Origin of the sequence: Fibrobacter sp. UWB3, assembly GCF_002210405.1 — a bacterium.
Classification (GTDB): domain Bacteria; phylum Fibrobacterota; class Fibrobacteria; order Fibrobacterales; family Fibrobacteraceae; genus Fibrobacter.
On sequence record NZ_MWQJ01000004.1, the window covers coordinates 45,171 to 61,827 of the forward strand.

The 16,657-nt window shown below is 50.0% G+C and carries 15 protein-coding genes; 5 read left to right on the forward strand and 10 right to left on the reverse strand.

The window, feature by feature from the left end:
* Window positions 1-26: 26 nt before the first annotated feature.
* Window positions 27-248: a hypothetical protein gene (locus B7991_RS05980; RefSeq protein WP_088630025.1), complete on the reverse strand. Its 222-nt coding sequence runs from the start codon at window positions 246-248 to the stop codon at window positions 27-29.
* A 2-nt stretch (window positions 249-250) separates the two neighbouring features.
* Window positions 251-625 carry a hypothetical protein gene (locus B7991_RS05985; RefSeq protein WP_088630026.1) on the reverse strand — a complete coding sequence of 125 codons (375 nt, stop codon included), beginning with the start codon at window positions 623-625 and terminating at the stop codon, window positions 251-253.
* A gap of 282 nt (window positions 626-907) precedes the next feature.
* Between B7991_RS05985 and B7991_RS05990 the strand changes: the two genes are divergently transcribed.
* Complete coding sequence (locus B7991_RS05990; RefSeq protein WP_088630027.1) at window positions 908-1,702, forward strand: YggS family pyridoxal phosphate-dependent enzyme; 795 nt, start codon at window positions 908-910, stop codon at window positions 1,700-1,702.
* A gap of 144 nt (window positions 1,703-1,846) precedes the next feature.
* Here the strand turns inward: B7991_RS05990 and B7991_RS05995 are convergent, their stop codons facing one another.
* Together B7991_RS05995 and rsmA are read right to left on the reverse strand one after the other, a co-directional pair.
* Window positions 1,847-2,725 carry an MBL fold metallo-hydrolase gene (locus tag B7991_RS05995; RefSeq protein ID WP_088630028.1) on the reverse strand — a complete coding sequence of 293 codons (879 nt, stop codon included), beginning with the start codon at window positions 2,723-2,725 and terminating at the stop codon, window positions 1,847-1,849.
* A 130-nt stretch (window positions 2,726-2,855) separates the two neighbouring features.
* Window positions 2,856-3,641 carry a 16S rRNA (adenine(1518)-N(6)/adenine(1519)-N(6))-dimethyltransferase RsmA gene (gene rsmA, locus B7991_RS06000; RefSeq protein ID WP_088630029.1) on the reverse strand — a complete coding sequence of 262 codons (786 nt, stop codon included), beginning with the start codon at window positions 3,639-3,641 and terminating at the stop codon, window positions 2,856-2,858.
* 309 nt (window positions 3,642-3,950) lie between these two features.
* On the opposite strand from rsmA, the gene B7991_RS06005 reads away from it, so the two are divergent.
* Together B7991_RS06005 and B7991_RS06010 are read left to right on the forward strand one after the other, a co-directional pair.
* On the forward strand, window positions 3,951-5,459 hold the full coding sequence (locus tag B7991_RS06005) for a phosphomannomutase (protein WP_088630030.1): 1,509 nt from the start codon (window positions 3,951-3,953) through the stop codon (window positions 5,457-5,459).
* 29 nt (window positions 5,460-5,488) lie between these two features.
* Window positions 5,489-6,403 carry a hypothetical protein gene (locus B7991_RS06010; RefSeq protein ID WP_088630031.1) on the forward strand — a complete coding sequence of 305 codons (915 nt, stop codon included), beginning with the start codon at window positions 5,489-5,491 and terminating at the stop codon, window positions 6,401-6,403.
* A 26-nt stretch (window positions 6,404-6,429) separates the two neighbouring features.
* Here B7991_RS06010 and B7991_RS06015 read toward each other — a convergent pair whose 3' ends face one another.
* Together B7991_RS06015 and B7991_RS06020 are read right to left on the reverse strand one after the other, a co-directional pair.
* Entirely contained in the window at window positions 6,430-7,374 is a 945-nt protein-coding gene (locus tag B7991_RS06015; protein ID WP_088630032.1) for a sigma 54-interacting transcriptional regulator, read from the reverse strand.
* A gap of 116 nt (window positions 7,375-7,490) precedes the next feature.
* On the reverse strand, window positions 7,491-8,585 hold the full coding sequence (locus tag B7991_RS06020) for a hypothetical protein (protein ID WP_088630033.1): 1,095 nt from the start codon (window positions 8,583-8,585) through the stop codon (window positions 7,491-7,493).
* A 249-nt stretch (window positions 8,586-8,834) separates the two neighbouring features.
* On the opposite strand from B7991_RS06020, the gene B7991_RS06025 reads away from it, so the two are divergent.
* Both B7991_RS06025 and B7991_RS06030 read left to right on the forward strand, forming a co-directional pair.
* Window positions 8,835-10,154, forward strand: a complete 1,320-nt coding sequence (locus tag B7991_RS06025; RefSeq protein ID WP_088630034.1) for an aspartate kinase — start codon at window positions 8,835-8,837, stop codon at window positions 10,152-10,154.
* Window positions 10,155-10,440: 286 nt separating this feature from the next.
* On the forward strand, window positions 10,441-11,217 hold the full coding sequence (locus B7991_RS06030) for a hypothetical protein (protein ID WP_254917865.1): 777 nt from the start codon (window positions 10,441-10,443) through the stop codon (window positions 11,215-11,217).
* A gap of 54 nt (window positions 11,218-11,271) precedes the next feature.
* Here B7991_RS06030 and B7991_RS06035 read toward each other — a convergent pair whose 3' ends face one another.
* From B7991_RS06035 to metE, 4 genes are all read right to left on the reverse strand, one after another.
* Window positions 11,272-11,931, reverse strand: coding sequence for a TatD family nuclease-associated radical SAM protein (locus tag B7991_RS06035; protein ID WP_088630036.1), 660 nt, complete (start codon window positions 11,929-11,931; stop codon window positions 11,272-11,274).
* Window positions 11,932-12,762, reverse strand: coding sequence for a pyridoxamine kinase (locus B7991_RS06040; protein WP_014546053.1), 831 nt, complete (start codon window positions 12,760-12,762; stop codon window positions 11,932-11,934). It lies immediately after the preceding gene.
* Between the two features lie 13 nt (window positions 12,763-12,775).
* Window positions 12,776-13,963: a cytosine permease gene (locus tag B7991_RS06045; RefSeq protein ID WP_088630037.1), complete on the reverse strand. Its 1,188-nt coding sequence runs from the start codon at window positions 13,961-13,963 to the stop codon at window positions 12,776-12,778.
* Between the two features lie 409 nt (window positions 13,964-14,372).
* Window positions 14,373-16,640 (reverse strand): 5-methyltetrahydropteroyltriglutamate--homocysteine S-methyltransferase, encoded by a 2,268-nt coding sequence (gene metE / locus B7991_RS06050; RefSeq protein WP_176421765.1) that lies wholly within the window; start codon window positions 16,638-16,640, stop codon window positions 14,373-14,375.
* Window positions 16,641-16,657: the final 17 nt, after the last annotated feature.

Genomic DNA, 16,657 nt, shown 5'->3' on the forward strand with positions numbered 1-16,657 from the left:
ACAGTGATGTGCGCGGGCCTTTTTTGCTATTTCCCTTTTTCTTTGGCGTAGGCAGAGGCCTTGTCAACAAAGGTTTGCAGATCCATTTTGTTGAAATGTTCACGTTGCCATTTGGTATAGTCAAATCGTTCTCTTTGGACCGCTGCTATGAAATACTCAGTGTCAACAACTCCGAGTTCACGGATGAGGCATTCCATTCCTCTGGAAAGCAATTCGATTGTTGCTGGTGGAGTGATTTCAGTTATCATTTTCAGCACCTCCGCTTGTCCGTACTTAAAAGATAATCACAATTCATTAATTCTGCACAGGCAATGTGACAAGCGTCTTTCATTTTTACCCCTGTTGCCATGATTTTCTTGGCATTTATGGCGATTACATCTGATTTGTCGCTTCCTACATAATCGAAAACATTATCATTCAAAAATTTTGTTATAGCAGATTTTCTGTCTGTGTACGGATTACAAGAATTTTCGTAATCAAGAATAAATGATGAATCCAATTGCAATTTTTGTGCTTTTACAAGAGATTGTATTTGCATTTTAGCTTGGGCTTCAATGGAAATGGTCAAATGGCTTTGGTCGTCATATGGCCGGTTGTAGCAGCAGTTGTCAAGATGTATTTTCATATCCTTTAGATTATATAGTTGATTAAATTGAATCGGAGTGCCGATTCATTTAGCAAACGATATAGCTAAGGATTTAGGAAAAGATATAAGAAAGGATATAGCAAAATCCAGTATGTTGATACTGGTACTTTGTAATTTATAAAAATCTTTTTGAGAAGAGTAGTATATTAACTGGCGAATAAATTTTTTAATATTAGGCCGAAAAGGATTTATTATCTTTTAACTGAAAAACATAATCACTAATCACTGTCTACTTCCAACTTCCTACTGTCTACTAAAATTATGGAATTCACACTTGATGAAATGCGCGAGCACCTTGCAGCTCTCGAAGCAAGGATTGGCGAGGCTTGCAAGATTGCGGGCCGCAGCCGTGATTCGGTTAAGCTTGTGTGGGTGAGTAAGTTCCACCCGGCAGAAGCTGTGGAAAATGCGATTGCTTTGGGTGCAACGGACTTTGGCGAAAACCGCGTGCAAGAAGCGGAACTCAAGTTCTCTGAACCGCGTACAGCAAAGGACGGAAGCCGCGTGCGTTGCCATGTGATTGGTCCTGTGCAAAGTAACAAGCTCAAGAAGGCTGCACTTGTGGCCGACTGCATCCATTCCATTGCAAGTATCGAAGCGGTGGAAAAGTTGGAGAAGGTTTGCGCTGCAGCTGCAAATGGTCAGGGAAAAGTTCTCGACATTTTGTTCCAGGTGAATGCGGGCGAAGAAGAAACGAAGAGCGGCCTGGATGTTCACGAAGCCGAAGCTTTCTTGAACGATCTTGCGGCAAAAGCGGGTGCTGCCACTGATGACGGCAAGAGCGAAAATTTCCCGCATTTGCGTTTCCGCGGTCTCATGACGATTGGCAAGAATACGGGCGTTCCTGAAGATTCTCGCGAATGCTTTGCGTTTTTGCGTGGTTTGCGCGATAAGTTCATTGCAAAAGGTGGCGCCTTTGCTAAGTTCGATCAGCTTTCGATGGGCATGACGCTTGATTTGGAAGTCGCGATTGAAGAAGGTTCTACGATGATTCGCGTGGGAACGGCGCTCTTTGGCGAACGCGATTACAGCAAACCGGTGAACGATCCTGTATAATCTACGCTGTCATGCCCGCCGCTGTGCGGGCATCACCGTTTTGTTGTTGAAAGGGAGATTCCCGCTTTCTACTCAAAGAGCATAACTCAACTATAGAACTAAAGTTCAAAGTTTCGTATAGCGGGAATGACAGAGTGTACTAATTTATACCTCTATTTCCATGCCGGTGTGCATTTGTGCGACTTTGTCGCCGAGCACATCGTGCAAAATCTCGTAGGCGCGCCCTCCGGTGCAATGCCCTGTGTAGATTTTTTGAATGTTCAATTCGCGGAGGCGTTCCGCGAATGCTTTTACGCGGTCATCGGGCGTGCGGAACAGATGGAATCCACCGAGGATGGCGTAAATCTGTTTGCCGGGGAATGTCGCTTCGATTTCCTTGATAATGTTGTCGGCGCCACCGTGGCTACAGCTGTTCATGATGAAGAGGCCCTTGGGCGTATCGAAAACTAGACTTTGTTCGTGGTCGAAACTGTCGGGGCGGTATTTGCCGTTTTCCTTGACGCTCATGTGGGCGCGCTTGCCAATTTCATCGAGGTTTGGAGTCTTGTGACCGACGAGTGTGACTCCCAGAAAAATTTCGCAGTCGCCTTTTGCAAATACGATTCGGTCGGCATTGCGCTTGAGAGTTCCTTTGTGAATGCCGATGTATTCTTGATACGTGAAAAACTTTAAGAATTTGTGCGTATGATAGCAGTTTTCGCGGGCGGCATCACGCAAGTAAAATTTGGCGTGGTCGTTCTTGTCGAAAAATTCCTGCATGCCGTCAGCGTGATCGTAGTGCGCGTGGCTCAAGACGCCGGCGTCAATTTTGGAAATGTCGATGCCCATGAGTGCGGCATTCTTGGCGAATTGCGTGGATGCTCCTGTATCGAGCAGAATGCGTTTGCCGTTGAATTCGGTGTAGACGCAAAGTCCCCATTCGCCCTTTAATTGTTTTTGTGAAGTTTCGGCCGTGCAAGAATCGCAAGTGCAGCCGCTGCTGGCAAAACCGCTGATGTTGTCGATGAGAATTTTGATAATCATTGTTTTTTGTAGGGAGATTCCCGCTCGGTGGCGGGAATGACAGAGCCTTTTGTGAGAATAGTGACTCCGGCACCCTGGAACATGTCCGGGGCAGGCTCAGGCCGGGGTGACATTAAAAAAGGATGCGTTGCTACGGTTCACCTTTAAACGCCTTGTAGAAATTCAGGAACTGCTCGGGGCTGAGCTCTTCGGCGCGAATGGTCGTCGGCCAATCCAAAAGTTCAATGGTCGCCTGGATTTTCTTCTTGTCGTAATTACGGCCGAAAGAGTTGGCGAGAGTCTTTCGTTTTTGCGTGAATGCGGTACGCACAAAGTCAAAGAATCCGTCGGGCGCCTGGAGGGCATCTTCGCGCGGTGTCAAAAGCATCGTGGCGCTATCGACATTCGGCTTTGGCGTAAAATGCTCTGGCCCGATCTTACGCAAAATTTGTGTATTTGCAAAAGCAGAAACGAGCACGGATAGGCTCCCATAATTGCTGGAGCAGGGTTCGGCGCAAATGCGTTCGGCAACTTCGAGCTGCACCATTCCCATGAATCCCTTGGTCAAGTGCAAGCGCGGCATAAGTCCTGCGATAATGGCGGTACTTACGTTGTATGGTAAGTTGCCGGTAACCCAAGGCTTTGCGTGCGCATTCAAAAACGCCTGCAAGTCAAACTTCAAAAAGTCAATGTTTACAATGTTGAAGTTCTTGTAGTCCTTGAATTTTTCATTCAAGACCTCAACGCACTGCTCGTCAATTTCGACAGCAGTAAGTTCTAGCCCGCGGTTGAGCAAGTGCTCCGTGAGAGCGCCGTGACCGGGACCAATCTCAAGGACGAATTCGCCTGCTTCGGCGGGCAAATCGCCTGCGATGGCGGTGGCGGTTTCAACATCGAGAAAGTTCTGTCCAAATTTGCGACGGCGTGCTCTATCCATGACGGGGAATATAGAAATTGATGCGGGTGTGTTAGACTTGCAAAAATTGAAAGCTTGATTTTTGACAGTAAAGTGTCAAAATTGAAATGTATATTCAAAGTATGTGTTCTCTATTCTTTGCTGTTATTATCACTATGCTCCTCTATTTCTTTTACTGCTGAAATGAGGGGCTCTTGATATTATGCGGTTTTTAGTATCTTTTACCTTGTAAAACAATTAGCGGTTTGGCGGTGCCTTAGGATTTTGCGTTTTAAAATCAACAGTCCTAACCACTAGCTACTAACCACTAATCACTAAACAGAGGTTTTTATGTCCGTTGCAATGCAAGATGTGATGAAACAGTCCGGGGTGGCATTTGGTACGAGCGGTGCCCGCGGTCTCGTGAGCGCTATGACCGACCGTGTGTGCTATGTGTATGCACGTTCTTTTATCAAGTACTGCGAAGCGTCTTACAAGTGCGAACGCACGATTGCGATTGCGGGTGACTTGCGTCCGAGTACAGAACGCATCTTGAAGTCGCTCGTGCAGGCTGGCGCCGATGCAAACTGGAAGGTGATTTACTGCGGTCGCATCCCGAGCCCCGCTATTGCGATGTACGGCATCGACAAGCATTTGCCGACCATCATGGTGACGGGTAGCCATATCCCGGCTGACCGTAACGGTATCAAGTTCAACCACCCGAATGGCGAAATCACGAAGGCCGACGAACAGGGAATTGTTTCGCAGTCGGTCGATTTTGACGAAGCGCTTTTTGACGACAAGGGCATGCTGAAGGCTGCACCGGAACTCCCGGCGGTCGAAGCTGAAGCCGAAGAAAATTATTGCAAGCGTTACCCGAACTTTTTCGGGAAGGATGCGTTGCACGGACTCACGATTGGCGTTTACCAGCATTCCGCTGTGGGCCGCGACATCGTGGTGAAGGTTCTCGAAAGCCTCGGTGCGACGGTCAAGCCGTTTGGCCGTAGCGATGTGTTTGTTCCGGTCGATACCGAAGCTATCCGCAAGGAAGATGAAGAACTCGCTCGCGAATTTACGCACAAGGATTACGTGGATGCCGTGTTCAGCACCGACGGCGATTCGGACCGTCCGCTTTTGGCTGATGACGTGGGCATGTGGCTCCGTGGTGACGTGCTTGGCATTTTGGCCGCACAGTCTCTTGGCATCAAGCGCATTGCAACTCCGGTGAGCTGCAACACTTCGCTTGAAAAGTCCGGCAGCTTTGAAAAGATTTGCCGCACGCGCATTGGTAGCCCGTATGTGATTGCCGGCATGGAAAGCTTGGTCGATGCAAACGACAAGAGCCTCACGGTTGCAGGTTACGAAGCTAATGGCGGCTTCTTGCTCGAGACAGATTTGACGCTCGATGGCCGCACGCTCAAGGCTCTCCCAACACGTGACGCACTCCTTCCGATGATTGCCGTGATGGTGATGGTCCGCAAGGAACGCATGTGCGTTGTAGATTTGCTCCGTAAGTTGCCCAAGCGCTTTACCGTGAGCGACCGCCTCAAGGAATTCCCGACTGAAAAGTCCAAGGCGAAGCTCGCTGAAATCCGCGAAAAGAATCTCGGCGAAAAGCTGTTTGGCGCTCTCGCTGCAAAGCCCTCCAAGTTTGCAAAGGACAAGACGTTCCAGGGCAAGATTGTATCGCTCAACGAAGTCGACGGCTACCGCATGGAATTTGATTCTGGTGATATCATTCACTTGCGCCCGAGTGGTAACGCTCCGGAATTCCGCTGCTACGTGGAAACGGAAGGCAAGGAACGCAGTGCTGAACTCCTCGCCGAATGCCTTAAGATTATGGAAGGCTGGAGAAAGTAGCTTCGACTTTTTTGTATCTTATTAATCGTATGTTCAAAAAGCTTATTTCGTTTGCACTAACTGTTGGTTCCCTCGCATTTGCAGGGGAGTATTGGCATTTGGACCCGGGCGGTGTGACGATGAAGTTCCTTGCGATGCAGGTTTCGCCGCGTGCGGCTGCGCTCTCGGGTGCAGGCGTTGCTGATCCCGGCCGCGTGTCCGAAATTTCGCGCAATCCGCTTGCAATGAGCGTTGCAAACGATGCGGAATTTGGACTCAGTCAGGTGATTTTTGGCAATGGCGGTGCCGATAACTTTGTTTCGGCTTACTATGGCCTTCCGCTTGGCAAAAAGTACACGCTAGGGCTTGCCGTTGACTTTTTGGGTTACGACAATATTGAAGGTCGTGACGAGAATGGCCTCAAGACTTCGGAATATGGCTCTTACGCTTGGTCGCTTTTGGCGGGTTTTGGTAGCCGTTCCAAGGTTTTTAACTGGGCGGCCTCGGCACGTTTTGCCACGCAGACGATTGATGACGAAACTGGATTTTTGTTCTCGGTCGATGGTGGTGGCTCTTTCCGCGTGAATCAGTATTTATCATTCGGTGCGAACTTCACGAATCTCGGTTTTGCAAGCAAGTATGAATCTGAGAAAGAAGCGGCACCGCTTGCGCTCCAGGCGGGCGTGACGGGATTCATCCCGATTCTTGACCGTTGGATGGTGCATTTGTCTGTAGATGCGTACCGCCGTGCCGATACAAAGGCGCAAGTCTTGATTGGCGGTGAAGTGGTCTACTTCGACATGCTTTCGTTCCGCATGGGCTATGCAGTCCGCCCGGATACCGAAGATGCGATCAGTGGCGGTCTCGGTGTGACGTTTGGCATGGTTGTGTTTGACTACGCTTATAGCCCGCGCCCGGCGTTTGAAGGCGGCAACCATTACATCGCCGTCGGCGTGAAGTTCTAATTCGTTCCCGTTCTGATTTGGCTTGCTCAAGCTTCAATCGGGCGGTTCAATTTTTCGCACGAGTTCCATTCGCGGAGCTCGTGCTTTTTTATTTGGTAGCACAGGCATCCGCGGCTGATTTTGAGCGCTTTGGCGGCTCTGCTTTTATTCCCATTGTGTTCGTATAGCGCTTTTTGAATAAATTGCCAATTCGGTGCCGAGGCTCGTGTGTTGCAGTACGTGTAGTGTTCATCGATATCGTTTATCGTCTGGTGCGAAAATTCTTCGGAGAGGATTTCTTCAAGCGATATTTCGTGTTGCCTTAATAGTGCGTAGCGCTGGAGGACGTTTTTCAGCTGGCGGATATTGCCCGGCCAGTCGTATCTGGAAAGCGCCCTGATTTCCCATTTGCGGAGCAGGAGTTGAACGGCAAAAGTCCTTGCTGTGATATCGTTCCAAATGGCTGTGGCGATGTCGGCGAAGTCGTCCCGGTTGCGGAGCGGCGGGATCACGATGGGGAAGGCGTTCAGCCTGAAGAACAGGTCCTTGCGGAAGTTCCCGCTGTGGATTTCGTTTTGCAAGTCGCGGTTTGTGGCGCATATAAGCCTGAAGTCGACCGGTTCGTTTTGCGTGGCCCCGAGCGGGAGCACGGAATGTTCCTGCAGGATGCGTAAAAGCTTGCTCTGCATGTCGAATGGCATCTCGCCGATTTCGTCGAGGAATAGCGTGCCGCCGTTTGCGGCTTGCACAATGCCCTGGTGATCGCACGCGGCTCCGGTGTAAGAGCCTTTCTTGGCGCCTTCCAAAAGGCTCTCGGCGAGGTTACGTGCAATGGCTCCACAGTTGAGTGCTACGAATGGCCCCTTGCTTCGTGGGCTGTGTTCATGGATAAACCTAGCGGCGATTTCCTTGCCGACTCCTGATTCCCCCTGCAATAGCACGGGAATGTTTGACTTGGCGGCGATAAGCATCAGTTGTTCGTGTTTTTTCATAGATCTTCAAAGTTCTATTTGAGATGGCTCCTACTATATAACACGCTTTTTTCGCCAAATTATTCGGTAAATTTTTATAAAAAATAAGGCTCCTTATGGAGCCTTTGTTACCAGGTTTAGTTCTTTATATCCGTAATCGGTATCGCGATGCTGCTGAGGCATTCCTGGAACTTTTCGTGGTCGGTGTTTTTGTACCTCGAAACGTAGAAGAGCTTGTTGCCATCTTCGTCTTCGTCATCATAGACCGTAAAATATTCAAGATTTTCCGTTTTGCAGAGGTTTTCGTCTACCGTCTTGTAGATGGCGTAACTGCTGCAGGTGGTGGTGCCGTCGGTCACTTCGAGTTTTACTTCTCGGTTGGTGCGTCCGGAAAAGTGGAGTGTCGTTTCCGCTTTCTTGACGGTTACGGTGTATGTCTTGTCGCCAATTTTGAAGGTTTGATTTGTCTTTGAGCCTTCGATAATTTGAACGCCGTTATTTTCAATGCTTTGGGCGATGCTGCTAGCTTGATCTTCGTTGTCCATGATGTAGATGACGTCGTCCATGTGGCTTCTGCGGGCGAGATAACCATACAATTCCACCATAAAGCTGGATTCCATGTAGCCTCTTTCCTGTTCATCGGCAACGTAAAGGTCCATGTGGTATTCGACACTGATGGTCACTTTTCCCGGAGCGTAAGTGTAGGTTCGGGTCACGTAACGGGTGTTTGTGGAGTGTTCTTCTTCGCCTGTTTTTCGGTTGCGTTCAGAGCCGGTATAGACCCAGGTGCCGTAAATGTTGCCTGCTGTGCCACCCACGTACAGGTCGCCGTACTCTTCGATTCCGCCTTCGTAATAATCGTAGAGGACAAGCGTATCGCCAATGAATTCGTAGTCGAAGGAATCCGTTACGACGTCTTTTGTTAGAGATTTCCAAATCAAATTGTCGTTTTCTAGATCGCAACGGTTACCATGGACGTCTGTGAATGTTGTGACCAGCAAATGTTGTGATTCGTCGACGTATAGTGTTCCTGTTATTGAATTTGGATTTTTGTCAGAGGCGGTGTTATCGCCGTTGGCGTTTGAGGATGACGGATTGCTGTCGCCATTGGCATTTGAGGAACTTGACGGATTGCTGTCGCTAATGGCGTTTGGGGCACTTGAGGGGTTACTGTCGCTGCAGGCGGCGATGAGGAATGCGGATGCCACAGCCGTAAGCAAGGTGTATTTCATGATTTTCTCCTTTTTCCTAAAACACAATTCATTATGGGAATATAGTAATTGGAGTTTTTGGAGGTGTTGTACCCCCTAGCCAGTCGCATTTTAAATTTCTACATTGTGCCCGCGCGGCGGTAAAATGCCGTCGTGAAACACCAAGTGGCTGGCTCGATGGGTAAGCTTGGGCAATATCCCGAACGGGGTATGATCGCGAGGAAAGCGGTCAAGCTTGAAGCTGAGAGGTCAGCGGCCCAAAGGAATAACATGTCTAGAATCGTATGTAAGTTCGGCGGCTCCTCTGTTGCCGACGCAGGTCAGTTCAAAAAAATCAAGGCCATTGTCGAAAGCGACAAGAACCGCAAAGTCATCGTCGTTTCTGCTCCGGGCAAGCGTAACCCGAAAGAAACCAAGCTGACCGACCTCCTCTACAGCACCTATGATCTCGCCTCCAAGGGCCTCGATTTCTCTACGCCGTGGAACCTCATCCGCCAGCGTTATGATGAAATTTGCAAGGACCTCGGTCTTGAAGACAAGCTTACCGAAGACCTCGACAGCCTCGAAGACAAGCTCAAGAATCATCCGGAATCCGTGAGCACGGACTTCCTCGTGAGCCGTGGCGAATTCCTCTGCGCACGCCTCATGGCAAAGTATCTCGGTGCAAACTTCGTCGATAGCTACCCGCTCATCACTTTCGATGACAAGTACCGCATCGCTCCGAAAACCTACGAAGAAATTGCAAAGGCTCTCGGCGACGAAAATCAGTTGTACGTATTGCCGGGCTTCTATGGCTCTAACCTCCGTGGCGAAGTGAAGACCTTCAGCCGTGGCGGTTCCGACATCACTGGCGCTATCCTTGCTAACGGCATTGACGCTGCCAAGTACGAAAACTGGACCGATGTTTCGGGCATGCTCATGGCTGACCCGCGCATCGTCGAAAGCCCGCTCCCGATCGAATACGTGAGCTACCGCGAAATCCGCGAACTCGCTTACTCCGGTGCAAGCGTGCTTCACGACGAATCCATCGCTCCGTGCCGCGCCAAGAAGATTCCTATCAACATCCGCAACACGAACCGCCCGGAAGACGCAGGCACCATCATTGGCCCGACTCCGGAAAGCGCAAAGCTCCCGATTACGGGTGTTGCAGGCCGCAAGGGCTTCTCGATGATCTACATCGAAAAGTCCATGATGAACAAGGAAGTTGGCTTTGGCCGCCGCGTGCTCGCCGTTCTCGAAAGCGAAGGACTCTCCTACGAACTCTGCCCGAGTGCAATTGACTCCATGAGCATCGTTGTGGATTCCAAGGCTCTCGACGCCGTGCAAGACGTTGTCCTCGAAGACATCACGCAGCAGATGCGTCCGGACCGTATCAAGATTTTCCCGGGCATCGCTCTTATCGCTACTGTGGGTCACGGCATGACGAACAAGATCGGTGTTGCTGCAAAGCTCTTTACGGCTCTCGCAGAAAACAAGGTAAACGTCCGCATTATCGACCAGGGTTCTTCCCAGATCAATATCATCACTGGTGTTGACGAAGCCGATACTGAAAAGGCTATCAAGGCCATCTACGCCGCCTTCGTGAAGTAAAAAATGGCGGGGCACGCCCCGCTTAATATAACGCGCGATTGTCATCCTGAGCAAGATGCCGCGAGGCATCGCGTCGAAGGATCCAGTAACATTTTAAAGACGACTCGGAATAAAATTCGGGTCGTTTTTGTATTTTTAGAACGAGGTAATATATTTAATCCAATAATAGAGGGGCCAAATGAGCGAAGGAGAAAAAAATCAATTCAACGGAAACTTGGCTTTGTTCAGGGTTTGCGCTATCGTGTACATTGTGAATGTATTGAACTTTGTCTTCAATACGTCCTTTATGGCTGGGCACGGTGGATTTTTCAGTTCGCTGTGGAGCGCGCTTACAAATTCGTCGTTTGAAGATTTGCTTGCGACGGTCGGACTGTTGATTGCCTCGGGAGTTGGCTTAGTTGTGCTGCTCGGTGTCTTGGCTTTTGCCGTTTTACTTGCGCTAGGGATATTTGCGCTTGTCAAAAAGAGCGTGAAGGCGCTAAAAATATTGGCGGTGCCGTTCCTTATCTGGGTTGTATTGTGTGCGTTCGCTATGAATCCTATAAGCGGTTTGTTGGGGAATGAAATGCGAGAAGTGAATCTTGCCCAGAGCTTCATTAGCTTGATTTTTAACATAAATGTTGTCGTTGCCGTGGCGGCGTTCTTTGTTGTTCCTAAAAAGCGAGATGAAAGCGTGGCTATTGCGAATGAAGATTTTAATTTGGGCTTGTTCCGGCTTTGCGCTATCTGCTTTGCCGTAAGCGGATTGAATAGCTTGTCTCATTTTATTTGTGTGCAAACTCCCGTTTTTCAACTTGCTTTCTTTGGCGTTGTTTATTTAGCGGTTGGCGTATTTGCGCTTGTGAAAAAGAATGTGCCGGTTTTGGTGGCTGGGTCTTTGATGATCCTTATTCATATTTTGTTTAATTTATTCAATTTTATCCGCATCTCTGGATTAGACCCTTATATTGCAGCCTCGGTTGTTTTCCATAGCCTTTTCCATACTTCAACCGTGATTGCCATTGCGGTATTCTTTATTAAACCGGAATGGGTGAAGGGTATTTTGCAGAAGATTAAAGGGTAACTTTGCAAAAAAGCCGCCGATTTTGTCGGCGGCAGCATTTCTTAGCTTTATTCCTTAGCTTTCGAAGGGCCTTACTCTCAGCGTGACGCCGAGCTCTTCGCAAATCTTGCGGCAGCGTTCGATTTTTTCTTCGGGCATCACTTTCTCGACGACGGTCATCACCACATTTGGCACATGTTCTTTTGCAAGCACTGCGAATTCTTTCAGCGCGTCGAAGGACTGGATTCCAAATCTCGAACGCGTGAGTTCCAGGAATTCTTCGGCGTCCGGGGCGTTCATCGAGATGGAAACGGTGTTGAAACGGCCTTCGAGTTCCGGCGTTACGTCTCGATTATGGATCAGGTTTGCAAGTCCGTTCGTATTGAGGCGTACTTTTAAATTCGGGTATTTACCGTGCAGCAAGTCGATGACTTTGCACACGTCATGGAGACGTTCAAGCGGTTCGCCGTAGCCGCAAAAGACGAGTTCGTTGATGACGGAAAGGTCGTATTTGTCGAAAATGCTCATGACGCCATCGACGCTCGGTTCGCCGCCTTTGAGCCAGAGCGAATTGCCTTCCATCATTTTCTTTGTCTGGCGCAAGCAAAAAACGCAACTGCACGGGCAGCGGTTTGTCATGTTCACGTAAATGTTCTTGCCTGTGATGTCGCCGCTGTTGGCGATGTCGAGGTAGCCTGCTTGTCCAACGTTTCCAGTTACAGTATAAACAACCATTTAATCCTCCATCAAGTCACGAAGATACATCTCGAAGCACAGTCCCCAATGCGTGGGAACGTTGTTGTCTTCGCAGTAGCGGATGCACTTTGTTACAAATTCTGCGGCCTTTTTGACCGATTCGTAAAAATCGTGGCCGTTCATGTACATGCCCGCGATGATTGAACTGATGACGTCTCCGGTTCCGCTGCGGTCGCCGCCGATGCGGTCCACCATCACGATTCGCGGTTCTTCGCCTTTGCTGTAGACGTAGTTCATGATTTGCTTGCTATTGTACGGAATGCCGGTCACGACGATGTGTTCGGGGCCTTGTTCCGTGAGTTTGCGGCACATTTCGCCGAGTTCGGCGTCGGTGAATCCTTCGGTGCGGTATTCAACGTCGGTCAGCGTGCAAAGTTCTGTCAAGTTCGGCGTCAAGATGTCGGCGTAATGGACGAGCGCTTTCATCTTTTCGCACAAAGTTGGCGTGTACGTTTCGTAGAGCTTGCCGTAGTCGCCCATCACGGGGTCCACCAAGGTAAACGAGCCGTTTTTCTTGAACGTCTTGAAGAAATCAATGACAATGTCGACCTGTTCTTCGGAACCGAGGAACCCAGAAGCAATGGCGTCGAATGATAAATTCAAATCCTTGTAGGTTTGAATGTAATCGCGCATTTTTGAAGTGTAGTCGTCGAAGTAGTATTCGGGGAACTGCGTGTGCGCCGAAAGAACAGCGGTTGGTATTGTTACCGCTTGAATTTTCATGGCGGAAACAATCGGTGCCATGACTGCGATGGAGCACCGACCAAATCCTGTAACATCATTAATTAACGCGATTTTCTTTTGAGACATGGCGAACTAAAAATTAAAAATCTTTCTTTTCCGAGAGTACGCGCACGGATGCAAATGCTGCCGAAACGATAACTGCAAGGAGCGTGGGGCCGAGGAAAACGGAGTCGAAATGTTCCGCCACTTGGTAAGCGATAAAGCCCGCAAGCCAGGCGAAAATGTTCCAGAGCCAAGCGCCGAGCGATTCGGTGCGTTCCTTGGAAAAGTAGAACGAGACCAAGAGAACGGCGGCCATCGGGGCGAATACGGAAGCAATCAGGTAAAGGAAGCTGATGTAGTGCTCCATGATTCCCGAAATGGCGAGAGCTGCGCTCAAGAAACTCACGACAACACCTGCAATTTTTGGATTTATTTTACTGTAAATCGCCTTGGATGATTCGCCTGCGGAGTTTGCCGCAAGGAAGTTTGTTGTCACTGTCGAGAGCACTACGATGATGATTCCCGGGAGTCCGAGGCCTGCGAGGAGAATGGCTTGCGCGATGTTGTTGCCTGCGCCAATGCCCGAAATTTCGATACCGATAATGTACATCCAGAGACTTGCGAATGTATAGGCGAGTGCAGAGATTGCTGTTGCCTTTACGGGCTTTTCGGCGTCCTTCGTGTAGTCCGAAATCACGGGCAACCAAGAAATCGGCATGGCAATGGAAATCTCGAAAATGTTCCAGAACTTGAGCGCGGTTGCTGCGTTTCCGGCGGCACCTGCGGGTGAACTGTCGAGTCCGAACAACTTCACAGAAAGAATCGCGAGCAAAACGGCGAGGGCTGCCATCACGACGGTCGTCACGTTGGCGGAACGGCGGATGCCTACGTAAACCCAGATGGCGATGAGAGCTGCGAGAATCACGCACGTGAGCGGGAACGAAATTGGCAAGTTGAGCCCTGCCAATGCCGAAGCGCCTTGAGCGTTCAAAACAGCGACCCAAGCGAGCAACTGGAATGTGTTCAGCGCGGCGAAAAATTTGGAACCGTATTTGCCGAATGAGGATTTTGTTGTTTCCATGGCGTTCAGGCGAACGCGTGCGCCGATGAGGCCCACGAAAAAGAGCAGGATGCCGCCAAAAATGTGCCCGAGCACGAGCGGGAGCCAGAGCGAATCCCTTGCTGCGGCAGCGCCAATTTCTATACCCGCTTCGATTTCGGAAACGGAGATGGCGACGCCAAACCATATAATTCCATTTGCAAAAAGTCCTGTGCGTTTTTCCATGTTACGCCTCCTGTTGTCTCTTTCGCTTGTCGCTTCGCTTTCGTCATCCTGAAGCCGAAGGCGATAGGATCCATTATTTCTTGCATTTGTTTTTTGATGCTTCTTTCAAATGCGGCACAAAGATAGCAAAGTGGTAGGTTATTCACAAGGTATAGGACTATACTACTTTTTTATGGGGTGGTATAGGTTTTATTGATAACGAAGGTGCGCGTTTTTCCTTGTCATAAACAGAAAATCCCCGCGGCGTTTTTGCACACGGGGATGAGCGATAGACTAGAGCGAACTTAGAATCTGTCTATCAGTAAAGAGAGGTGTCTCCTTGCAACGACAGTAGAGGTGTAAGTTTTTTGCGAATGGCGCACTGTCATCCTGGAGGCCATAGGCCGATAGGATCCAGTGCGTTCTAGCTTTACTTTTCTTCACGCAGTTTCTTGGCGGCGGCGACGAGGTTCTTGAGGCTTGCCGTCGTTTCGGTTTCGCCACGAGTCTTGAGGCCGCAATCCGGGTTCACCCACACATTCTGCTGCGGGACCTTCGCGATGATCTTGTGGAGAGCATCGACGATTTCCTGTTCGGACGGAACGCGCGGAGAGTGGATGTCGTAAACACCCGGGCCCACCTGCGTTTCGAACTTGGCGTCGTTCAAGGCGTCGAGCAGCTTGAGGTCAGAACGGCTGGCTTCGAACGTGATCACGTCGGCGTCCATGTTGTCGATGTCGTGAACGATGTCATTGAATTCGCTATAGCACATGTGCGTGTGGATCTGCGTTTCGGGCTTGACCTTGGCGTGAACCAGGCGGAATGCCGGAATGGCCCAGTCGAGGTATTCCTTGTGCCAGTCGCTTTTGCGGAGCGGCAGCTTTTCGCGGAGGGCGGCTTCGTCAATCTGGATGATTCTGATGCCGTTCTTTTCGAGGTCCAAAACTTCGTCACGGATGGCAAGGCCGATTTCCTGAGCCTGCGTCTTGAGCGAAATGTCTTCGCGCGGGAAGGACCAGTTGAGAATCGTGACAGGACCCGTAAGCATGCCCTTCACCGGCTTCTTGGTGCAACTTTGTGCGAAAACGGACCATTCAACCGTAATCGGAGCGCTGCGGCTCACGTCACCCCAAACGACAGGCGGCTTCACGCAACGGGTACCGTAGCTCTGCACCCAGGCGTTCTGCGTGAACACAAAACCGTCAATCTTGGAACCGAAATATTCCACCATGTCATTGCGTTCAAATTCACCGTGGACAATCACGTCGAGGCCAATTTCTTCCTGCAACTTGATGCATTCGGCAATCTTCTTCTGGTTGAATGCAACGTACTGTTCCTTGGAAATTTCGCCCTTGCGGAATGCAGCGCGGTTAGCGCGAACTTCGGCAGTCTGCGGGAAGGAGCCGATTGTCGTTGTCGGGAAGGCCGGCAACTTGAATTCTGCCTTCTGCACTTCGCGACGTTCGAGGCGGCTCGGCTTGCGTTCGAAATCAGCAGCGCCGAGGGCGGCGAGCTCAGCCTGAACCTTTGCGTTTGCTTGAACGCGAGCGGTTGCGAACAAAGCATTGTTCTTGGCGAGTGCGTCTGCGTCAGCGCTTGCGAGTTCTGCAAGTTCCACGAGCTTTTCTTCGGCGAATGCAAAATGCTTGAGAATGTCGGCTGAAAGCTTCTGTTCTGCGGCAACCGTGTAGGGCACATGCAGGAGAGAACAAGAAGTGCCAACAACAACGTTTTCTGCAGCGACATACTTCTTGATTTCGGCGAGGATTGCGTTCTTCTGTGCGTAATCAGCGCGCCAGATGTTCTTGCCGTTTACAACGCCTGCTAAGAGGAGCGTGTTCTTTGGGAAACCTGTCTTCAAAAGTTCGAGAGACTTAAGACCTTCGACGAAATCCAAACCGATAGCGTCAAAGCCGAGTGCGGTTACATCCTGATAGGCATCGCGGATGTCGCCGAAGTAAGTCTGCAATGCAATCTTGAGGTTCTTCTTTTCGCCGATCTTTCTCAAGAGTTCTGCGTAAATCGTCTTGAAGAGTTCGCGTTCTTCTGCAGTCACGTCGAAGACGAGAGCCGGTTCTGCGAACGAAATCCACTTGGCGCCTGCGGTGGCGAGCTTTTCAGCAAGTTCTGCGTAAGCGTTGACTGCTGCAGCAGCGAAGTCTTTAGCCTTCTTGTTGCCGTTGTAGCGGGCGAGGCGGAGGAATGTGTATGCGCCGATAAGCGTCGGAACGGATTCAATTCCGGCCGATTTGGCTTCGTTGAATTCTTCAACCGGCTTTTTGCCGACGAGCTTGAGTTCGGTAGCGTCGTCGATTTCCGGAACAATGTAATGGTAGTTCGTATTGAACCACTTCTTCATCGGGAGGGCCTTCACATCGCCCTTTGCGCCCTGGTAACCGTGGGCGGCTGCGAAATACTTTTCGAGCGTGCTCAATTCGAGGCTGCTGTAGCGTTCCGGAATGACGTTCAGCAAAAATGCGGTGTCGAGAACGTTGTCGTAGAACGAGAAATCGTTGGACGGGATGAAGTCGATGCCTGCGGCCTTCTGCTTCTGCCAACCGTACTGGCGGATTTCTGCGGCGACCTTCTGGAGTTCAGCTTCGGAAATTTCGCCCTTGAAGAACTTTTCGCTAGCGAACTTGAGTTCACGATTCTTACCGATACGCGGGAAACCAATTACAGATGTTTTAATGCTCATGGTGTTTTACCTACCTT